This window comes from Niveispirillum sp. GW835-FHT14G11 (assembly GCF_058793615.1).
Map to the genome: position 1 here is coordinate 1 of NZ_JBXAFZ010000040.1, position 15,303 is coordinate 15,303.

Consider the following 15,303-nt stretch of genomic DNA (forward strand, 5'->3'; position numbering starts at 1 on the left):
TAACATCAACCCGCAACGAGCCAGAACCTCCACTCACAAAATCATCCAACCGTCCCATTTGTTTCGACGACGGACAGTCGTGGACCATGCGTGTTGGCATCCACTCTTCGCACCGGAGGAGATCGAGCGAGCCCGACAGCGCTTGATCCAGTACGGTTATCAGGTTTCGCCGAAGTCAATTTAGGACACTACGCCCCATGAAGCAGCTTTCGATCGCGGGATGAATACCGGTCTGGCCCGATGCGTGGGACCTCTGTGTTGAGGATGCCGGCCCCTGTGCGGGGGCAGATTTGGGGGTTTCAGAGCACGAGGTACCATGTTGGGTTCGCTTCTGAAGATGGCTCAGTGGCGAACATGCACGAGGATGGTGGGGCGTTTTCGCTTTGGTAAGCGCTTCAAGGTGCGTCCCATTGCACGGATGGAGACTTGTTGGCCAGCTACCGCCATAGGAGCCATTGGACGATGTCGGCTTTTAGGTGCCGTCACCGCCCCAGTGGACGACCACACTGGGGCGCAAAGCCGACGATCATATTCGGTGACCGCACCCCTTGAAAATGATATCATCACACATATATTGATATCATCTCCATCAAACACACGAGCGTGATGTCATGGCCAGCGTCACCATCCGGAACATGCCCGACGAGGTTCATCGTGCCTTGCGGGTTCGCGCGGCCCGGCATGGGCGCAGCACGGAGGCGGAAATCCGTGACATTCTGGAATTGGCCGTCCGGTCGCCTGATCGCGTCAAGATTGGTTCCCTGTTGGCAGCGATCGCACAGGAAGCGGGAGTGACGGGGGAGGATGGCGACCCGTTCGATCAGGTCAGGGACAACACACTTAGTGAGCCGGTTGATCTGGGATGATCCTGCTCGACACCAATGTCCTGTCGGAGCCATTCAAACCCAACGCCGACCCGGCGGTTCTGGCCTGGATGGATGCGCAGGCGATTGAGACGCTGTATCTGTCCACCATCACCCTGGCCGAAATCCGGTTCGGTATCGCCGCCCTGCCGGACGGCAGGCGTCGCGCCATCCTGCATCAGCGGATGGAGGAACAGGTATTGCCGGTCTTTGCCGACCGTATCCTTGCCTTCGGCGTCGGGACGACAATCGCCTATGCCGCGCTGCGGGCAAAGGTACGGGCGGCAGGCCGCGCCATCGGGGTCGCGGATGGCTATATCGCCGCCATCGCGGCCGAACATGGTTTTGCCGTCGCCACCCGCGATACGGCGCCGTTCCTGGCGGCGGGCGTCAGTGTCATCAATCCATGGGGACTGGCCGGCAATGCCGATTGATCTGTGTGCGGATCATCGCATGCCCTGATCCATATCCGCTGACTTCTGCCAGGGTTTCTGTTATCTTTCGCCGATCAACGCACCCCGCATGTCAGGATGCGAATTCGGAGCGGACCACCCGTCCGCTCTGAAACACCCCCCATTTCATGTTGCACGGCGTTGCACATCGCCCACCCATTCGGAGTTGTGGAAGCCCCGCCTCTGAAACAACCCCGCCTTTACCGTCGCACAGCGTTTCACAACGCCCGCTCCCTCGCCGGTGCAACCCGAACCACCTGACCAAAAGCATATGAACGGCCCTCCACTCCCCCCTGTTCAAACCTTACCGATCTGTTAATCTCGATCTCGCGGATGCGAAACGAAGCCGGTGTCGGCATCGCCCTCGACATTGGATCGCACGGGCTACGAAGGGCGCAGGGGGCTCTGTTGAGCGGGTCTGGAAAAGGTGTTGACGACCTGTTGTCGTCCTATGATGCCAATGGCTTTTATGACGAGCTGTTCGGCCTCGCCAACAAACCGGCATCGCATACCGAAGCTGTCAAGGACAGGCTTCGACAACTGGATTACGACGATCTAAGACGGCGCGCGTCGGACGCGGAGCGGGAGCTTTACAATCTGGGCATCACCTTTCTGGTCTATAGCGATGCCAAGGCCGTGGACCGCATCCTGCCCTTCGATGTGATCCCCCGCATCATCGCCGCCAAGGAATGGGCGCATCTGGAAAAGGGCACGCAGCAGCGCATCCAGGCGCTGAACATGTTCCTGCACGACATCTATCACGACCAGAATGTCCTGAAGGACGGGATCATTCCGGCGGAGCTGGTGCTGGGCAATGCCAATTACCGGCCGCAGATGCAGGGCATCACCCTGCCCTTCAAGACCTATATCCACATCGCCGGCGTCGATCTGGTGCGTGACCATGAGGGCACGTTCCGAGTGCTGGAGGATAATGGCCGCGTGCCGTCGGGCGTGAGCTATGTGGTGGAAAACCGCCACATGATGCAGCGTGCGTTCCCCGACCTGATGGGCGATATCGGCATCCGCAGCGTGGAGAATTACGGCGCCAAGCTGCTGGAGGCGATGTGCGAGATCGCGCCGCCGCGCCCCAACGAGGATGACACGCGCGACCCGCAGGTCGTGCTGCTGTCGCCCGGCGCCTATAATTCCGCCTATTTCGAGCATATTTTCCTGGCGCGCGAAATGGGCGTGCCGCTGGTGGAAGGCCGCGATCTGGTCGTGCTGGACGACAAGGTCTATATGAAGACCACAGGCGGCCTGCGCCGAGTGGACTCGATATATCGCCGCATCGGCGATGATTTCCTGGACCCGCTGGCCTTCAATCCCGACAGCATGCTGGGCGTGCCCGGCATCTTCGAGGCCTATCGCAAGGGCAATGTCGCCCTGGCCAACGCCATCGGCACCGGCGTGGCCGACGACAAGGCCGTCTATGCCTATGTCCCGCGCATGATCAAGTATTACCTGGGCGAGGAAGCGCTGCTGCCCAATGTCGAGACCCATATCTGCCGGGAGCCCGACGCGCTGAAATACACGCTCGACAATCTGGATAAGCTGGTGGTCAAGCCGGTGGGCGAGGCCGGCGGCTACGGCATCACCATCGGCCCGCGCGCAACCAAGGCGGAGTTGGAGGATTGCCGCGCCAAGCTGCTGGAGGATCCGGCCAATTATATCAGCCAGCCCATGGTGCCGCTGTCAGTCTGCCCCACCCTGACGGATGAGGGGATCGGGCCCCGCCATGTGGATCTGCGGCCCTTTGCCATCACGGCCAAAAGCACCTGGGTGCTGCCGGGCGGGTTGACGCGCGTGGCGCTGAAGAAGGGGACGCTGATCGTGAATTCCAGCCAGGGCGGCGGATCAAAGGATACCTGGGTGCTGACCGAGGGGCCGGTGGCGGAGCCGCCGCCGGTCGATGCCAGCATCGATCCGTTCCAGTCGCAGTCACAGTCCCAGTCATCGTCGACCCAATCCCAGTCGCAAAGCCAGTAAGGGGAGAACCGGACATGGCAGCCCTTCTCGCCCGGTACGCCGAATGCATCTTCTGGATGGCCCGCTATATGGAGCGGGCGGAGAATCTCTCGCGCATCCTGGATGTCCACGAAACCTTCGCCCGCGACAGCTATGGTGCCACCAACTGGCTGCCCATCCTGCGCCTGAATGCCGACGAACAGCGCTTCTTCGAGCTGTATCCCACGGCCAACGCCAAGAATGTGCTGAGCTTCTATGTGCTGGAGCAGCAGAACCCCACCTCGATCATCGCCGCCATCGCCGCCGCTAGAGAGAATGCGCGCCAGCTCCGCCCCCTGATCTCGACCGAGATGTGGGCGCACCTCAACATGTTCTACAACCGCCTGCTGGCGTTGGAACCGGGCGACTTGGCCGCCCATAATATCCAGCGGCTCTGCGCCTCCATCAAGGAGGCGTGCCAGACCCACACCGGTATCACGGAAGGCACCTTCTTCCGCGACCAGGGCTGGTATTTCTACAATATGGGCCGCAATCTGGAACGCGCCGACCAGACGACGCGCCTGCTGGACATCAAGTATCACACGCTGCTGCCCAGCCCGCGCGACGTGGGCACACCCATCGATATCAGCCAGTGGAACAGCCTGCTGCGGTCGGCCGCCGGTTACCATGCCTTCCGCCGCGTCTATCCGCGGGGCATGACGCCGGCCGGCGTGGCGGGGTTCCTGCTGTTCAACGATAATTTCCCCCGCTCCGTGCTGGTCTGCATGCGGGAGGTGGATAACCTTCTGAACCGGCTGAACAGCAAATACCGGCTGCGTCGCGGCACCCTGCCGCTGGAACGGTCGGACGAATTGCTGGGCAACCTGGCCAACCAGAGCATCACGTCGGTCATCTCCATCGGCCTGCATGAATATCTGGACGGGCTGCAGATCAATTTCGCCAGCCTGTCGAATGATATCGCTCAGGCCTTTTTCCTGATCGACCAACCGGGTACGCTGTCCGCCTGATCCTTCTCCCCGCGCCAGGGCATCATGAGCGTCATCCCGCCCCTGCACCGGCCTTTGCAGCAGTTCTTCCGCTCCGGACCCATGCCCTGCCCCTATCTGCTGGGAAGGGTGGAGCGGAAGCTCTTCACGCGGCTGATCGGGCCGCAATCGGCGGAAGTGAACTCCGCCCTGTCGCGGGCGGGGTTCCGGCGCAGCCATGACATCGTCTACCGGCCCGTCTGTCCCGGCTGCAATGCCTGCGTGCCGGTGCGGGTGCCGGTGGCGACCTTCCTGCCCGGCCGCACCAACCGCCGCATCCTGCGTGACAATGCCGATCTGGTGCTGGATGTGGTGCCGGCCGGGGCCACGATGGAACAGTTCCAGCTGTTCGCGCTGTACCAGGACGCCCGCCACAGCGACAGCGACATGAACCGCATGACGCCCGGCGACTTCGCCTCCATGGTGGACGAAGGCCGGGTCAATACCTTCATGGCCGAAACCCGCGATGCGGGCGGCACCCTGCGCGGGGCCATGCTGGTCGACCGGCTGGAGGATGGCTATTCCGCCGTCTACAGCTTCTATGACCCCGACCATCCCAGGCGCAGCCTGGGCACCCACCTGATCCTGGCCATGATCGAACGCTGCCGGCAGGAAGGGCTGCCCTATCTCTATCTGGGCTATTGGATCGAAGGCAGCCGCAAGATGGAATACAAGGCGAATTTCCAGCCGCTGGAGGCACTGGGCCGCGACGGCTGGGCGCCATTGCGGATCGGCGCCTGATCCTCGCCTCGCCCCGATGATTTCCGCAGTACATCGCCGCCCCAACCTGCTATGATTTGTCGCAGTGGGTTCGACCGATCGCCCCTTGCGGCCGTGAAACTCCGGCAGCCGCTATTGATTCGTTGGGCCTGAAGGCCGAACCATCCAACGCCGGCCATCCGACCGGGTGGTGGAGGCCGGCCTTTTGGGAGGTCGAAAACGATGGCTTATCGCATGGCCGCCGAACAGGCGGCGATGAACCGGGACCGTTCCATCACCATGCCGGCAATCCGGCGCATCGGCGTGCATGATTTGATGGAGGCATTGTCCCTTGGCGTGCGCGATTTCATGGCGGCACCCACACAACTGCTGTTCCTGGGGCTGATCTATCCCATCGTTGGCGGCATCGCCGCCGCCGCCGCGGCTCAGAACGATGTGATCCCCCTGCTCTACCCGGCCCTGGCCGGGCTTTCCATCATGGGCCCGATCGCAGCGCTGGGGATGTATGAACTGTCGCGGCAGCGGGAGATGGGGGTGGAGGTCACCTGGCGCAATGCCCTGGACATCCGCAATTCCGGATCGCTCTGGTCCATCGCCTGGCTGGGCGCCCTGCTGCTGGGCGTGTTCATCGCCTGGCTGGCGGTGGCGGAGCGCATCTATGGCGCCACGCTGGCCAGCCAGCCGCACACGAACATCGTGGAGTTCATTTCCAGCCTGCTGGGCACGCGCGATGGCTTGATGATGATCGTCATCGGCAATGGTGTCGGGTTTCTGTTCGCCATGCTGGTGCTGACCCTGACAGTCGTGTCCTTCCCCATGCTGCTGGACAGGCGGGTGGGTGTGCTGGACGCCGTGGTGACGTCGGCGCGCGCCGTCTGGCACAACCCGGTGACCATGGCCCTCTGGGGAGTGATCGTGGCCGGGCTGCTGCTGCTGGGCAGCCTGCCCTTGTTCGTGGGGCTTGCGGTGGTCATGCCCATCCTTGGTCATGCCACCTGGCACCTGTACCGAAGAGTGGTCGGATGATTGGCTTTGCCCGTTTGATGCAATGCGGAAAGCATGCAAGCTGTACCCCCTATAGTCTAACCAAATGGGGCATATCTTGCGCGCTTTTACTCAAACCCTGACGAGCCTTTGCGTGGTCATGTTTCTGGCGGCACCCGCGGCGCTGGCCGAGGGCAAGCAGAACTTCACGCTGAAAAACAAGACTGGCTATACGATCGCAGAAGTCTATGTATCGCCGGCTAAGGCGTCGAGCTGGGAAGAGGATGTGCTGGGCCGGGACCTGTTGGCAGATGGTGAATCCGTCGATATCAACTTCTCCCGGTCGGAGAAATCCTGCCTTTGGGACCTGAAGGTGGTCTATGACGATGAGGATTCCGCCGAATGGCAGGGGTTCAACCTGTGCGAGGTTTCCACCATTGCCATCTTCTATGACCGCAACAAGGACACCACTTGGGCTGAGTATGAGTGAGGCCGGGTAAGAAAAAAGGCCGCCGCGTGGTAATGCGGTGGCCTTTTTGGTTAGGCCGGAACTCAAGCCCGGCCCCGATTGTTGTTGAGGAAGTCCGGCATGCCCGACCCGGCATGCCCTTTCTCAACCAACAATAGGGGACGATCATGGGTAGAATCAGTTCCGTCCTGTGGGGAAGCTTGCTGGCCTTCCTCGTCGTTATGGTGCCCGCCTCCATGGCGGATACCAAGAAGGCCGTGGTCATCGAGGATAAGGTCGACGGCAAGCAGGATTTCACCCTGCGCAACAAGACCGGCTACACCATCTCTGAGGTCTATGTGTCGCCCGCCAAATCCTCCAGCTGGGAGGAGGATGTGCTGGGCCGCGATGAGCTGGACGATGACGATACGATCGATATCAGCTTCCATCGATCCACCAAATCCTGCAATTGGGATCTGAAGGTCGTCTATGATGACGGCGAGGACGCCACCTGGGAAGGCTTCAACCTCTGTGAGGTCGGCACCATCAGCCTCTATTACGACCGCAAGAAGGACCAGACCTGGGCGCAGTACCAGTAACCTCGGGTGCGGTTCATATGCGTAAAGAAAAAGGCCGCCGGGTCGCACCGGCGGCCTTTCAGTTTAACGCGATCCACCCTGGATCAGAACTGGTCAGCCGACAGGTCCATCATCGACTTGGCGCCCGACATCAGGCTCTTGAAGCGGTAATCCACCTCCGGCAGCATCTTTTCAACGAAGAAGCGGGCCGTCTTGATCTTGGCGTCGTAGAAGGCTTCCTTGCCATCGGTGCCCTCGGCCATCTTCTCGCGGGCCACCTTCACCATCTTCAGCCACATCCAGCCGACGCTGACCAGACCGAAGATGCGCAGATAGTCGGTCGATGCCGCCCCGGCTTCGTCCGGGCGGGACATGCCCTTCTGGGCCACCACGGCGGTCGCCTGCTGGAGCTTGCCGAATGCCTTGGCCAGCGGAATGACGAATTCCAGCAGGGCCGCGTCTTCCTGGCTCTGCTCCAACTCCGCCTGCATCGGGTGGAAGAAGCGGCGCAGCAGCCGGCCCAGATTCTGCGGCATCTTGCGGCCGACCAGATCCAGCGCCTGGATGCCGTTGGCCCCTTCATAGATCATGGCGATGCGAGCATCGCGCACGAACTGTTCCATGCCCCATTCACGGATATAGCCGTGACCACCATACATCTGCTGGCTGTTGGTGGCGATCTCATAGCCCATGTCGGTGAAATAGGCCTTGATCACCGGGGTCAGCAGGGCGACGAAATCATCGGCCTCCTGCCTGGCGACCGGGTCCGGGTGCTTTTCCACCAGATCGATCATCATGCCGACCCAATAGCCCAGCGCACGGGCGCCTTCGATGAAGGCCTTGCCCTGCATCAGGTTCTTGCGCACGTCGGGATGCACGATGATCGGGTCGGCCACCTTGTCCGGCGCCTTGGTGCCCGACAGGGCACGGCCCTGCAACCGGTCCTTGGCATAGGCAACGGCGTTCTGGTAGGCGACGGCGGCCACACCCAGACCCTGCATGCCCACGCCCAGGCGGGCGCTGTTCATCATGGTGAACATGGCGCGCATGCCCTTGTGCGGCTCACCCACCAGCCAGCCCTTGGCATCGTCAAAATTCATGACGCAAGTGGCGTTGGCCATGATGCCCATCTTGTGCTCGATGGAACCGCACATGACGCCGTTGCGCACACCCGGCTCGTTATTCTCGTTGGGCAGGAACTTCGGCACCAGGAACAGGCTGACGCCCTTGATGCCCGGCGGGCCGTCCGGCAGCTTGGCCAGCACCAGATGGATGATATTGCTGGTCAGGTCATGCTCGCCAGCGGAGATGAAGATCTTGGTGCCGGTGATGCGGTAGCTGCCATCATCGCTGGGGACGGCCTTGGTCTTCATCAGGCCCAGATCGGTGCCGCAATGCGGCTCTGTCAGGCACATGGTGCCGGACCATTCGCTGCTGACCATCTTGGGCAGGTACTGGGCCTTCAACTCGTCACTGGCGTGCGCCCGGATGGCGTTCATGGCGCCATGGGTCAGGCCCGGATACATGGCAAAGGCCATGTTGGACGAGCACATCAGCTCTTCCAGCACGAACCCGATCGTGTGCGGCAGCCCCTGCCCACCATAGTCGGGATCGAAGGCCATGCCCTGCCAGCCACCTTCCTTGTACAGGTCATAGGCTTCCTTGAAGCCCTTGGGCGTGCGCACCACGCCGTTCTCGTAATGACAGCCTTCCTCGTGACCGGAACGGTTGAGCGGCTGCAAAACGTTCTCGCAGAGCTTGGCAGCCTCTTCCAGGACGGACTGCACCAGATCGGGGGTCGCATCCTCGAAGCCGGGTAGCTGGGTCAGCGACTGGGCATTCAAAACATCGTTCAGCACGAAGTTGATATCTTCGAGCGGGGCCTTGTAGACGGGCATGGGAACTCTCCGTGTGGACCGCTACCGCGGCAGACCACCATCCCCCATCATGTCCGGCACCTGATCAGGATTCAGACAAGATAGCAGATGGGGCACCTCGGGGCGTCGATAGGGTGGACGGGGGAGATGTGAAACGCCGTGCAACATCGTGATGGGGGATGTTGCGTCGATTACGCCCCACCAACCGTCACCCCGGCGAAGGCCGGGGCCCAGTTCGTAGAACGAAGTGCTTGTCATCTGGGCCCCGGCCTTCGCCGGGGTGACGGTAGAGGGAGTGGAACCAGAAGTGCTACATCCCGGTTCCACATCCCCAAACCTCAGTTCCGCAACGGCTTGCCGGTTTCCAGCATATGCTCGATGCGGTTGATGGTGCCATTGGTCTTGGTCAGGGCCAGGAACCCTTCCCGCTCCAGCGTCAGCAGGTCATCTTCCGTCATCACCTGCGTGATGTCGGTGTTGCCACCGGACAGCACGAAGGCCACGGCCTTGGACACCACCACGTCATGCGGCGTGGCCTTGCCCTGACCGGCGAAGCCTTCCACCGCCATGGCGAAGGCGGTGGCGGCGGCCGGGCCCGGCAGGCGGATTTCCGGTTCCTGCGGCGGGGTATAGTTCGCCGCCAGTTCCAGGGCCTTGGCCTTGGCATCGGCCAGCAGACGGTCCTTGTTGAAGGTGATGCCGTCGGTGGGACGCAGGATCAGCATGTCGCGCGCCTCGAACGCCGACTTGGCGACCTTGGCAGTGCTGATGGCCTCAAACGCCGCCGACAGGGCCGGCATGGGGCCGCCCGGACGACGCTTGTTGGCCAGATGGCGGATCACCATCTCCTTCGACCCGCCCCAGCCGGGCAGGACGCCGACGCCAACCTCCACCAGACCCGAATAGGTCTCGGCATGGGCCTGGACGGCGGAGCTGTGCAGCAGCATCTCGCAACCGCCACCCAGAGCCATGCCCGACGGGGCGGAGACGGTGGGGAACGGCGCATATTTCAGCGCCTTGTAGGTCTGCTGGCCATCGGCGATCGAGGCTTCGATCTGCGGCCACAGGCCGATATTGATGGCGAACAGGGCTAGGCCCAGATTGGCACCGACAGAGAAGTTCGACGCCTCGTTATGCACGACCAGCGCCTTGTAGGCACCGGACTTGCCGTCGCCGATGATGCCCATGGCCTTGCGGATCATCGCCATGATGTCGGCGTCCAGCGCGTTCATCTTGGAGGTGAATTCCAGGCACAGCACACCGTCGCCGATATCCCACAGGCTGGCCGAACCGTTCTTGGCGACAGGCTTGGACCCGCGCTTGATGTCGGTCAGCAGCAGCACGCCGTCGGCGCGCTTGACCTCGGCATACTCGCCATCGGTGCCCAGGAACAGCAGCTTGGACCCATCCACCTTGTAGAAGGGACGGCCGGCGGCCACCTTCACCATGTGGGGGATTTCCTTGCCGTCGGCCGCCAGCTTCTCGGCGAACCAGCCGGTGCCCAGCTGGTCGATCAGCTCAAACGGGCCGGCCTTCCAGTTATAGCCCAGGCGCATCGCCTCATCGACGGCCGTGATCTGCTCCGCGATCTGCGGCACCAGATCGGCGGCATAGGACAGAGCCTGGGACAGCACGCGCCAGGCGTAGGCGCCACCGGCATCGGCGGTTTCCACCAGGGCCTTCAAGCCCTTGGCCGAAGCGGATGCCAGCGTAGCCTTCTCCGACGCGCGATAGGTGCCAGTGGACAGGTCCAGGGCTTCCTTGACGCGGCGACCATCGGCCAGCTTCTGCTGACGGTAGAAGCCGCCCTTGCCCTTGCGTCCCGTATAACCGTCGGCGATCATCTTGTTGATCACCGGGCTTTCACGGTGGATGCGGCGATAATCATCGTCGGCCGGCAGCGTGGACAGCAGCGACTTTGAAATCAGCGGCATCAGGTCCAGACCGACCAGATCGATCAGGCCGAAGGTACCGGTCTTGGGAATGCCCATGGGACGGCCGGTGATGGCATCCGCCTCTTCCACCGTCAAGCCGCCATCAATGGCCTCGTTCACGGCGACAGCCATGAAATAGGTGCCGATGCGGTTGGCGATGAAGCCCGGTGTGTCCTTGCACTGCACGACGCCCTTGCCCAGCACCTTGTCGCAGAAGGCGCTGACGGTGTCGAACGCGTCCTGGCGGGTCTTGGGGCCCTTCACCACTTCCAGCAAGCGCATATAGCGCGGCGGATTGAAGAAGTGGGTGATGCAGAAATCGGACGCGAACCGTTCAGTCTGGCCTTCCAGCAGGATGGACAGCGGGATGGTCGAGGTGTTGGAGGAGACGATGGAGCCGTCCTTCCGCACCGCTTCCAGCTTCTGATACAGGTCGTGCTTGACCTTGGGGTTCTCCAGCACGGCCTCGACGATCCAGTCGACATCGGCCAGCTTTTCCAGGTCATCCTCGATATTGCCGGGGGTGACGAGGGAAGCGGCCTTCCTGTGCATGAAGGGGGCCGGATCGGTCTTCAGCATCTTGTCGATGGCGGTCTTGGCAACGACCGAACGGTCGCCGCCATTGTCCTTCACCGCCTGCGGAACGATGTCCAGCAGATAGACGGGAATGCCCGCATTGGCGATGTGGGCAGCGATACCGCTGCCCATGACGCCGGAGCCGATGACGGCGGCTTTCTTGATGGTCATGGGTGTTTCCTCCCGCTCGAAGCCGCCGATCAGACCGCTTCCAGGATGGTGGCGATGCCCTGACCGCCGCCGATGCACTGGGTGGCCAGCGCCAGGGCCTTGCCCTCACGCTGCAACAGACTAGCGGCCTTCCCGGTGATGCGCGCACCGGTGGCACCCAGCGGGTGGCCCAGCGCCAGCGCGCCGCCATCCAGGTTCACCTTAGCCGGGTCGAAGCCCAGTTCCTGGGCGACCGTCATGGACTGCACGGCAAACGCCTCATTGCTTTCCACGATGTCGATATCGGCGATGGTCAGGCCGGCGCGGGCCAGGGCCTTGCGCGAGGACGGGACCGGGCCATAGCCCATGATGGTGGCATCACAGCCCGACACCGCGATGGAGCGGATCTTGGCCAGGATCTTCAGGCCATGGGCCTTGGCGAAATCTTCGGAGCAGACCAGCGTGGCCGAGGCGCCATCGGTCAGCGGCGAGGAGGTGCCGGCGGTGACGGTGCCGTTTTCGGCATCGAAGGCCAGCTTCAGGGTCGCCAGACCCTCCGCCGTGGTGCCGGCACGGATGCCGCCATCCTGGCTGACCACCTTGCCGCCGGGCACGGTGATCGGAACGATCTCGGCCTCGAACCGGCCCTCGGCCTGGGCCTTGGCGGCCTTGGCATGGGACTCAACGGCGTAGGCTTCCTGCTGGGCGCGGGTGAAGCCGAACTTCTTGGCCAGGTTCTCTGCCGTGATGCCCATGGCCATATAGGCGCCGGGATTGGCGGCATGCAGGGCTGCGTTGGGCAACGGATTGTAACCGCCCATCGGCACGCGGGACATGCTTTCCACGCCGGCGGCGATGAAGCAGTCACCGGCACCCAGCGCGATGGCGCCGGCAGCCTGATGGATCGACTGCATCGACGAGCCGCAGAAGCGGTTGACGGTGGCACCGGCCACCGACTGCGGCAAGCCGGCGATCATCGCCACCAGCTTGGCAACGTTGAAGCCCTGTTCCCCTTCCGGGAAGGCGCAGCCCAGGATCAGGTCCTCGACCGCGGCGCCATCGACGCCGGTGCGGGCCAGCAGTTCCTTGACCACGGCGGCAGCCAGGTCATCGGGGCGCACCTTGGTCAGTTCGCCCTTGTTGGCAATGTGGAACGGGGACCGGGCATAGCCGGCAATCACGACGTTCTTCATCTCTTATGCGCTCCTCGCCTGGGTGGTGGCTACGGCCCGCCTCTGTCGGACGGTGCCGTGATCTTGGGGGTCAGGATAACTCAATTCAAACGGGCGTATGAAGTCTTTCCGCCCGGGAAAAGGCAATTATTCGTTCGGGGTCGGGACGCCCTTGGACACAAGATGCGACACGATCATACCGTCGATCTCATGCAGTTCCTTCAGCGTCTGCTGCACGTCGCGCAGCTGCTGTTCCAGATGGCGGATACGGGCGCGGGCACCGCGCAGCAGATAGGTCATCTGCTCCACCTGCGCCTCGTCCGTGTCGTACAGATCCAGGAAATCCTTTATTTCGCCGATGGAGAATCCCAGCCGCTTGCCGCGGCAGATCAGCTTCAGCCGGGCGCGGTCGCGGTGGGTATAGATGCGGGCCTGCCCCACGCGGGCCGGAGAGATCAGCCCCTCATCCTCATAAAACCGCAGCGACCGCAGGGTCAGGCCGAATTCGTCGGCCAGCTGACCGATGGTGAAGGTCTGGGTCGGCGAAGCATTGTGCTTGGCCTGCTCGATGGTGCTCAGCATGGATAACGGCCCTTGTCGCGGACAGGTGGCTTACGTTTACGTAAGAGGTAAGCCAAGCTTCCGCGCACGTCAAGCGGTTTTTGCATGGCCGGTATCCTTTCGCCGCCTTTATCTAATCTGGGGGTGGACAAGCCTGCGCGCCAGTCGCAACTCTCCTGCCCCTACGAATTTTTGATGAAGTGGCGGGTGCGTGACATGTCGGGTGTGAGTGAAATGGGTCATTACGTGCTGATCGTCCGCTGTCCGGACCGCAAGGGCATCGTGGCGGCGGTGTCCACCTATCTGGCCAAGCATGACGCCTCGATCACGGAATCGAACCATTTCAACGACGCCATCAACAACCTGTTCTTCATGCGCACCGTGTTCCGCGCCGACGGGGCGAATTTCCCCGATCTGGCGGCGTTGAAGGAAGGGTTCGCCCCCATCGCCCGCCAGTATGACATGCATTGGGAACTGCATGACCTGTCGGTGAAGCCCAAGGTGGTGATCGCCGTGTCGAAGTTCGGCCATTGCCTTTACGACCTGCTGCACCGGCAGCGGTCGGGCAGCCTGCGCATGGACATTCCGGCGGTGGTGTCCAACCATGACGACATGCGTAGCTTCGTGGAATGGTCGGGCATCCCCTATCACCATCTGCCGGTGGCCAAGGGCAACAAGGAAGCGCAGGAAGCGCAGTTCACGAAGATCATCCAGGACAGCGGCGCCAATCTGGTGGTGCTGGCCCGGTATATGCAGATCCTGTCGCCGGATTTCTGCAACGTGCTGTCGGGCCGCTGCATCAACATCCATCACAGCTTTCTACCCAGCTTCAAGGGCGCGAAACCCTATCACCAAGCCCATGACCGCGGCGTGAAGATCATCGGCGCCACAGCTCATTTCGTCACCAACGTGCTGGACGAAGGCCCGATCATCGAACAGGATATCCAGCGCGTGGACCATAGCCACACGCCCGAAGACCTGGTCGACATGGGCCGCGACGTCGAATGCGCGGTGCTGGCGCGGGCCGTGCGCTGGCAGTTGGAACACCGCATCATCATGGACGGGGCGCGGACGGTGATTTTTCGGTGAACGTGAAAAGGGGGCGTTATGGCCCCCTTTTTTGTTTTCAAAAGCCGTCGTCGCCTCCCGCCCCCGGTTCCGGAGGGTGCTCGTCCGGTCGATACTCCAGAATGTCGCCCGGTTGACAGTTCAAAACCAAGCAAATCTGATTCAGGGTCGCAAAACGAATACCCTTTACCTTGCCGGTTTTCAGCAAGGAGAGGTTGGTCAGGGATATTCCAACCTCCTCCGCAAGCTTGGTCACCGACATTTTGCGTCGGGCCAGCATCACATCGACATTGATGATGATGGCCATCAGATGATCCCCTCCCCTTCAACCTTCAGGTTGCGGCCGATACGGAAGGCTTCTGCCAAAGCAAGAAGAACCAGACCGCAGAGTGCCAGCCAGCCATCGATATCGGGTGTGACCCGAGCATAAGGTGTGGATGTCAGGCCTACCGACAGCGGAAAGGTTACCAGTCTGCGCCCGTCAGCCAGGGTGGCACCGGACAATATCAACGGCAATAGGCAGGTGGTGACCACGGTCACGGCGTTTACACCGATCAGCAGCCAACCCAGCCACCGCAGGCGCGGCACAGCCGTCTCAGCAAAAGGGTCACCCCCGGCAACATCCCTGACCAGCCGCCGCAAGGTTATAGCAGCGTAGAGCCACAGCCCCACAACCAACGCCATCGAAGCGCCGGCCAAGAACTTCGTCGACATCTGGTCGACTGCGACATTCAAGGTGGCACGGTCAGTCAGCAGATGACCAACTACCGCGCGCCCTTCACCCAACAGGTCTGTAGAGCTGGCTGGACTCAGGACAACGGGCAACATCATGAACCACTGCTTACCGGCCAAACTGAACCGCGCCGGGATTGTCGGCGGCTCCAACTCCTGAGAGGATGGGGCTACGATGAGCAAGACAACGAACAAATT

At 62.1% G+C, this 15,303-nt stretch carries 15 protein-coding genes; 9 read left to right on the forward strand and 6 right to left on the reverse strand.

Features of this window, described 5'->3' with window-relative positions; genetic code table 11:
- The first annotated feature begins 611 nt into the window (after positions 1–611).
- From AC1Q7F_RS32270 to AC1Q7F_RS32305, 8 genes are all read left to right on the forward strand, one after another.
- A complete protein-coding gene (locus tag AC1Q7F_RS32270; protein WP_492512652.1) occupies positions 612–866 on the forward strand; it encodes a FitA-like ribbon-helix-helix domain-containing protein in 255 nt (84 codons plus the stop codon).
- Positions 863–1,297: a type II toxin-antitoxin system VapC family toxin gene (locus tag AC1Q7F_RS32275; RefSeq protein WP_492512653.1), complete on the forward strand. Its 435-nt coding sequence runs from the start codon at positions 863–865 to the stop codon at positions 1,295–1,297. The genes AC1Q7F_RS32270 and AC1Q7F_RS32275 overlap by 4 nt, the downstream gene beginning before the upstream one ends.
- Positions 1,298–1,753: 456 nt before the next feature.
- Positions 1,754–3,301 carry a circularly permuted type 2 ATP-grasp protein gene (locus tag AC1Q7F_RS32280; RefSeq protein ID WP_492512665.1) on the forward strand — a complete coding sequence of 516 codons (1,548 nt, stop codon included), beginning with the start codon at positions 1,754–1,756 and terminating at the stop codon, positions 3,299–3,301.
- Positions 3,302–3,315: 14 nt separating this feature from the next.
- Positions 3,316–4,287: an alpha-E domain-containing protein gene (locus AC1Q7F_RS32285; protein WP_492512654.1), complete on the forward strand. Its 972-nt coding sequence runs from the start codon at positions 3,316–3,318 to the stop codon at positions 4,285–4,287.
- Positions 4,288–4,311: 24 nt separating this feature from the next.
- Positions 4,312–5,046 carry an arginyltransferase gene (locus tag AC1Q7F_RS32290; protein WP_492512655.1) on the forward strand — a complete coding sequence of 245 codons (735 nt, stop codon included), beginning with the start codon at positions 4,312–4,314 and terminating at the stop codon, positions 5,044–5,046.
- Between the two features lie 201 nt (positions 5,047–5,247).
- On the forward strand, positions 5,248–6,051 hold the full coding sequence (locus AC1Q7F_RS32295) for a DUF2189 domain-containing protein (protein WP_492512656.1): 804 nt from the start codon (positions 5,248–5,250) through the stop codon (positions 6,049–6,051).
- 118 nt (positions 6,052–6,169) lie between these two features.
- On the forward strand, positions 6,170–6,499 hold the full coding sequence (locus tag AC1Q7F_RS32300; RefSeq protein ID WP_492512666.1) for a hypothetical protein: 330 nt from the start codon (positions 6,170–6,172) through the stop codon (positions 6,497–6,499).
- A gap of 146 nt (positions 6,500–6,645) precedes the next feature.
- On the forward strand, positions 6,646–7,056 hold the full coding sequence (locus AC1Q7F_RS32305; RefSeq protein ID WP_492512657.1) for an argininosuccinate lyase: 411 nt from the start codon (positions 6,646–6,648) through the stop codon (positions 7,054–7,056).
- Between the two features lie 83 nt (positions 7,057–7,139).
- Here AC1Q7F_RS32305 and AC1Q7F_RS32310 read toward each other — a convergent pair whose 3' ends face one another.
- From AC1Q7F_RS32310 to AC1Q7F_RS32325, 4 genes are all read right to left on the reverse strand, one after another.
- Positions 7,140–8,933, reverse strand: coding sequence for an acyl-CoA dehydrogenase C-terminal domain-containing protein (locus AC1Q7F_RS32310; RefSeq protein ID WP_492512658.1), 1,794 nt, complete (start codon positions 8,931–8,933; stop codon positions 7,140–7,142).
- 317 nt (positions 8,934–9,250) lie between these two features.
- Positions 9,251–11,593 carry a 3-hydroxyacyl-CoA dehydrogenase/enoyl-CoA hydratase family protein gene (locus AC1Q7F_RS32315; RefSeq protein ID WP_492512659.1) on the reverse strand — a complete coding sequence of 781 codons (2,343 nt, stop codon included), beginning with the start codon at positions 11,591–11,593 and terminating at the stop codon, positions 9,251–9,253.
- Between the two features lie 29 nt (positions 11,594–11,622).
- Entirely contained in the window at positions 11,623–12,765 is a 1,143-nt protein-coding gene (locus AC1Q7F_RS32320) for a thiolase family protein (protein WP_492512660.1), read from the reverse strand.
- A 126-nt stretch (positions 12,766–12,891) separates the two neighbouring features.
- The gene (locus AC1Q7F_RS32325; protein WP_492512661.1) at positions 12,892–13,326 is read right to left on the reverse strand and encodes a MerR family transcriptional regulator; all 435 of its coding nucleotides are present in this window, start codon (positions 13,324–13,326) and stop codon (positions 12,892–12,894) included.
- Between the two features lie 195 nt (positions 13,327–13,521).
- Here AC1Q7F_RS32325 and purU point away from each other — a divergent pair, with 195 nt between their 5' ends.
- Positions 13,522–14,394 carry a formyltetrahydrofolate deformylase gene (purU, locus tag AC1Q7F_RS32330; protein WP_492512662.1) on the forward strand — a complete coding sequence of 291 codons (873 nt, stop codon included), beginning with the start codon at positions 13,522–13,524 and terminating at the stop codon, positions 14,392–14,394.
- Positions 14,395–14,431: 37 nt separating this feature from the next.
- Here purU and AC1Q7F_RS32335 read toward each other — a convergent pair whose 3' ends face one another.
- Both AC1Q7F_RS32335 and AC1Q7F_RS32340 read right to left on the reverse strand, forming a co-directional pair.
- Entirely contained in the window at positions 14,432–14,680 is a 249-nt protein-coding gene (locus AC1Q7F_RS32335; RefSeq protein WP_492512663.1) for a helix-turn-helix domain-containing protein, read from the reverse strand.
- Positions 14,680–15,303: hypothetical protein (locus AC1Q7F_RS32340; RefSeq protein WP_492512664.1), on the reverse strand; the 624-nt coding region annotated here is incomplete at its 5' end. The genes AC1Q7F_RS32335 and AC1Q7F_RS32340, both read right to left, overlap by 1 nt.

Coding starts and splice junctions, on each gene's coding strand:
- AC1Q7F_RS32270 (WP_492512652.1), top strand. CDS start 612: ATGGCCAGCGTCACCATCCGGAACATGCCCGACGAGGTTCATCGTGCC.
- AC1Q7F_RS32275 (WP_492512653.1), top strand. CDS start 863: ATGATCCTGCTCGACACCAATGTCCTGTCGGAGCCATTCAAACCCAAC.
- AC1Q7F_RS32285 (WP_492512654.1), top strand. CDS start 3,316: ATGGCAGCCCTTCTCGCCCGGTACGCCGAATGCATCTTCTGGATGGCC.
- AC1Q7F_RS32290 (WP_492512655.1), top strand. CDS start 4,312: ATGAGCGTCATCCCGCCCCTGCACCGGCCTTTGCAGCAGTTCTTCCGC.
- AC1Q7F_RS32295 (WP_492512656.1), top strand. CDS start 5,248: ATGGCTTATCGCATGGCCGCCGAACAGGCGGCGATGAACCGGGACCGT.
- AC1Q7F_RS32300 (WP_492512666.1), top strand. CDS start 6,170: ATGTTTCTGGCGGCACCCGCGGCGCTGGCCGAGGGCAAGCAGAACTTC.
- AC1Q7F_RS32305 (WP_492512657.1), top strand. CDS start 6,646: ATGGGTAGAATCAGTTCCGTCCTGTGGGGAAGCTTGCTGGCCTTCCTC.
- AC1Q7F_RS32310 (WP_492512658.1), bottom strand. CDS start 8,933: ATGCCCGTCTACAAGGCCCCGCTCGAAGATATCAACTTCGTGCTGAAC.
- AC1Q7F_RS32315 (WP_492512659.1), bottom strand. CDS start 11,593: ATGACCATCAAGAAAGCCGCCGTCATCGGCTCCGGCGTCATGGGCAGC.
- AC1Q7F_RS32320 (WP_492512660.1), bottom strand. CDS start 12,765: ATGAAGAACGTCGTGATTGCCGGCTATGCCCGGTCCCCGTTCCACATT.
- AC1Q7F_RS32325 (WP_492512661.1), bottom strand. CDS start 13,326: ATGCTGAGCACCATCGAGCAGGCCAAGCACAATGCTTCGCCGACCCAG.
- purU (WP_492512662.1), top strand. CDS start 13,522: ATGTCGGGTGTGAGTGAAATGGGTCATTACGTGCTGATCGTCCGCTGT.
- AC1Q7F_RS32335 (WP_492512663.1), bottom strand. CDS start 14,680: ATGGCCATCATCATCAATGTCGATGTGATGCTGGCCCGACGCAAAATG.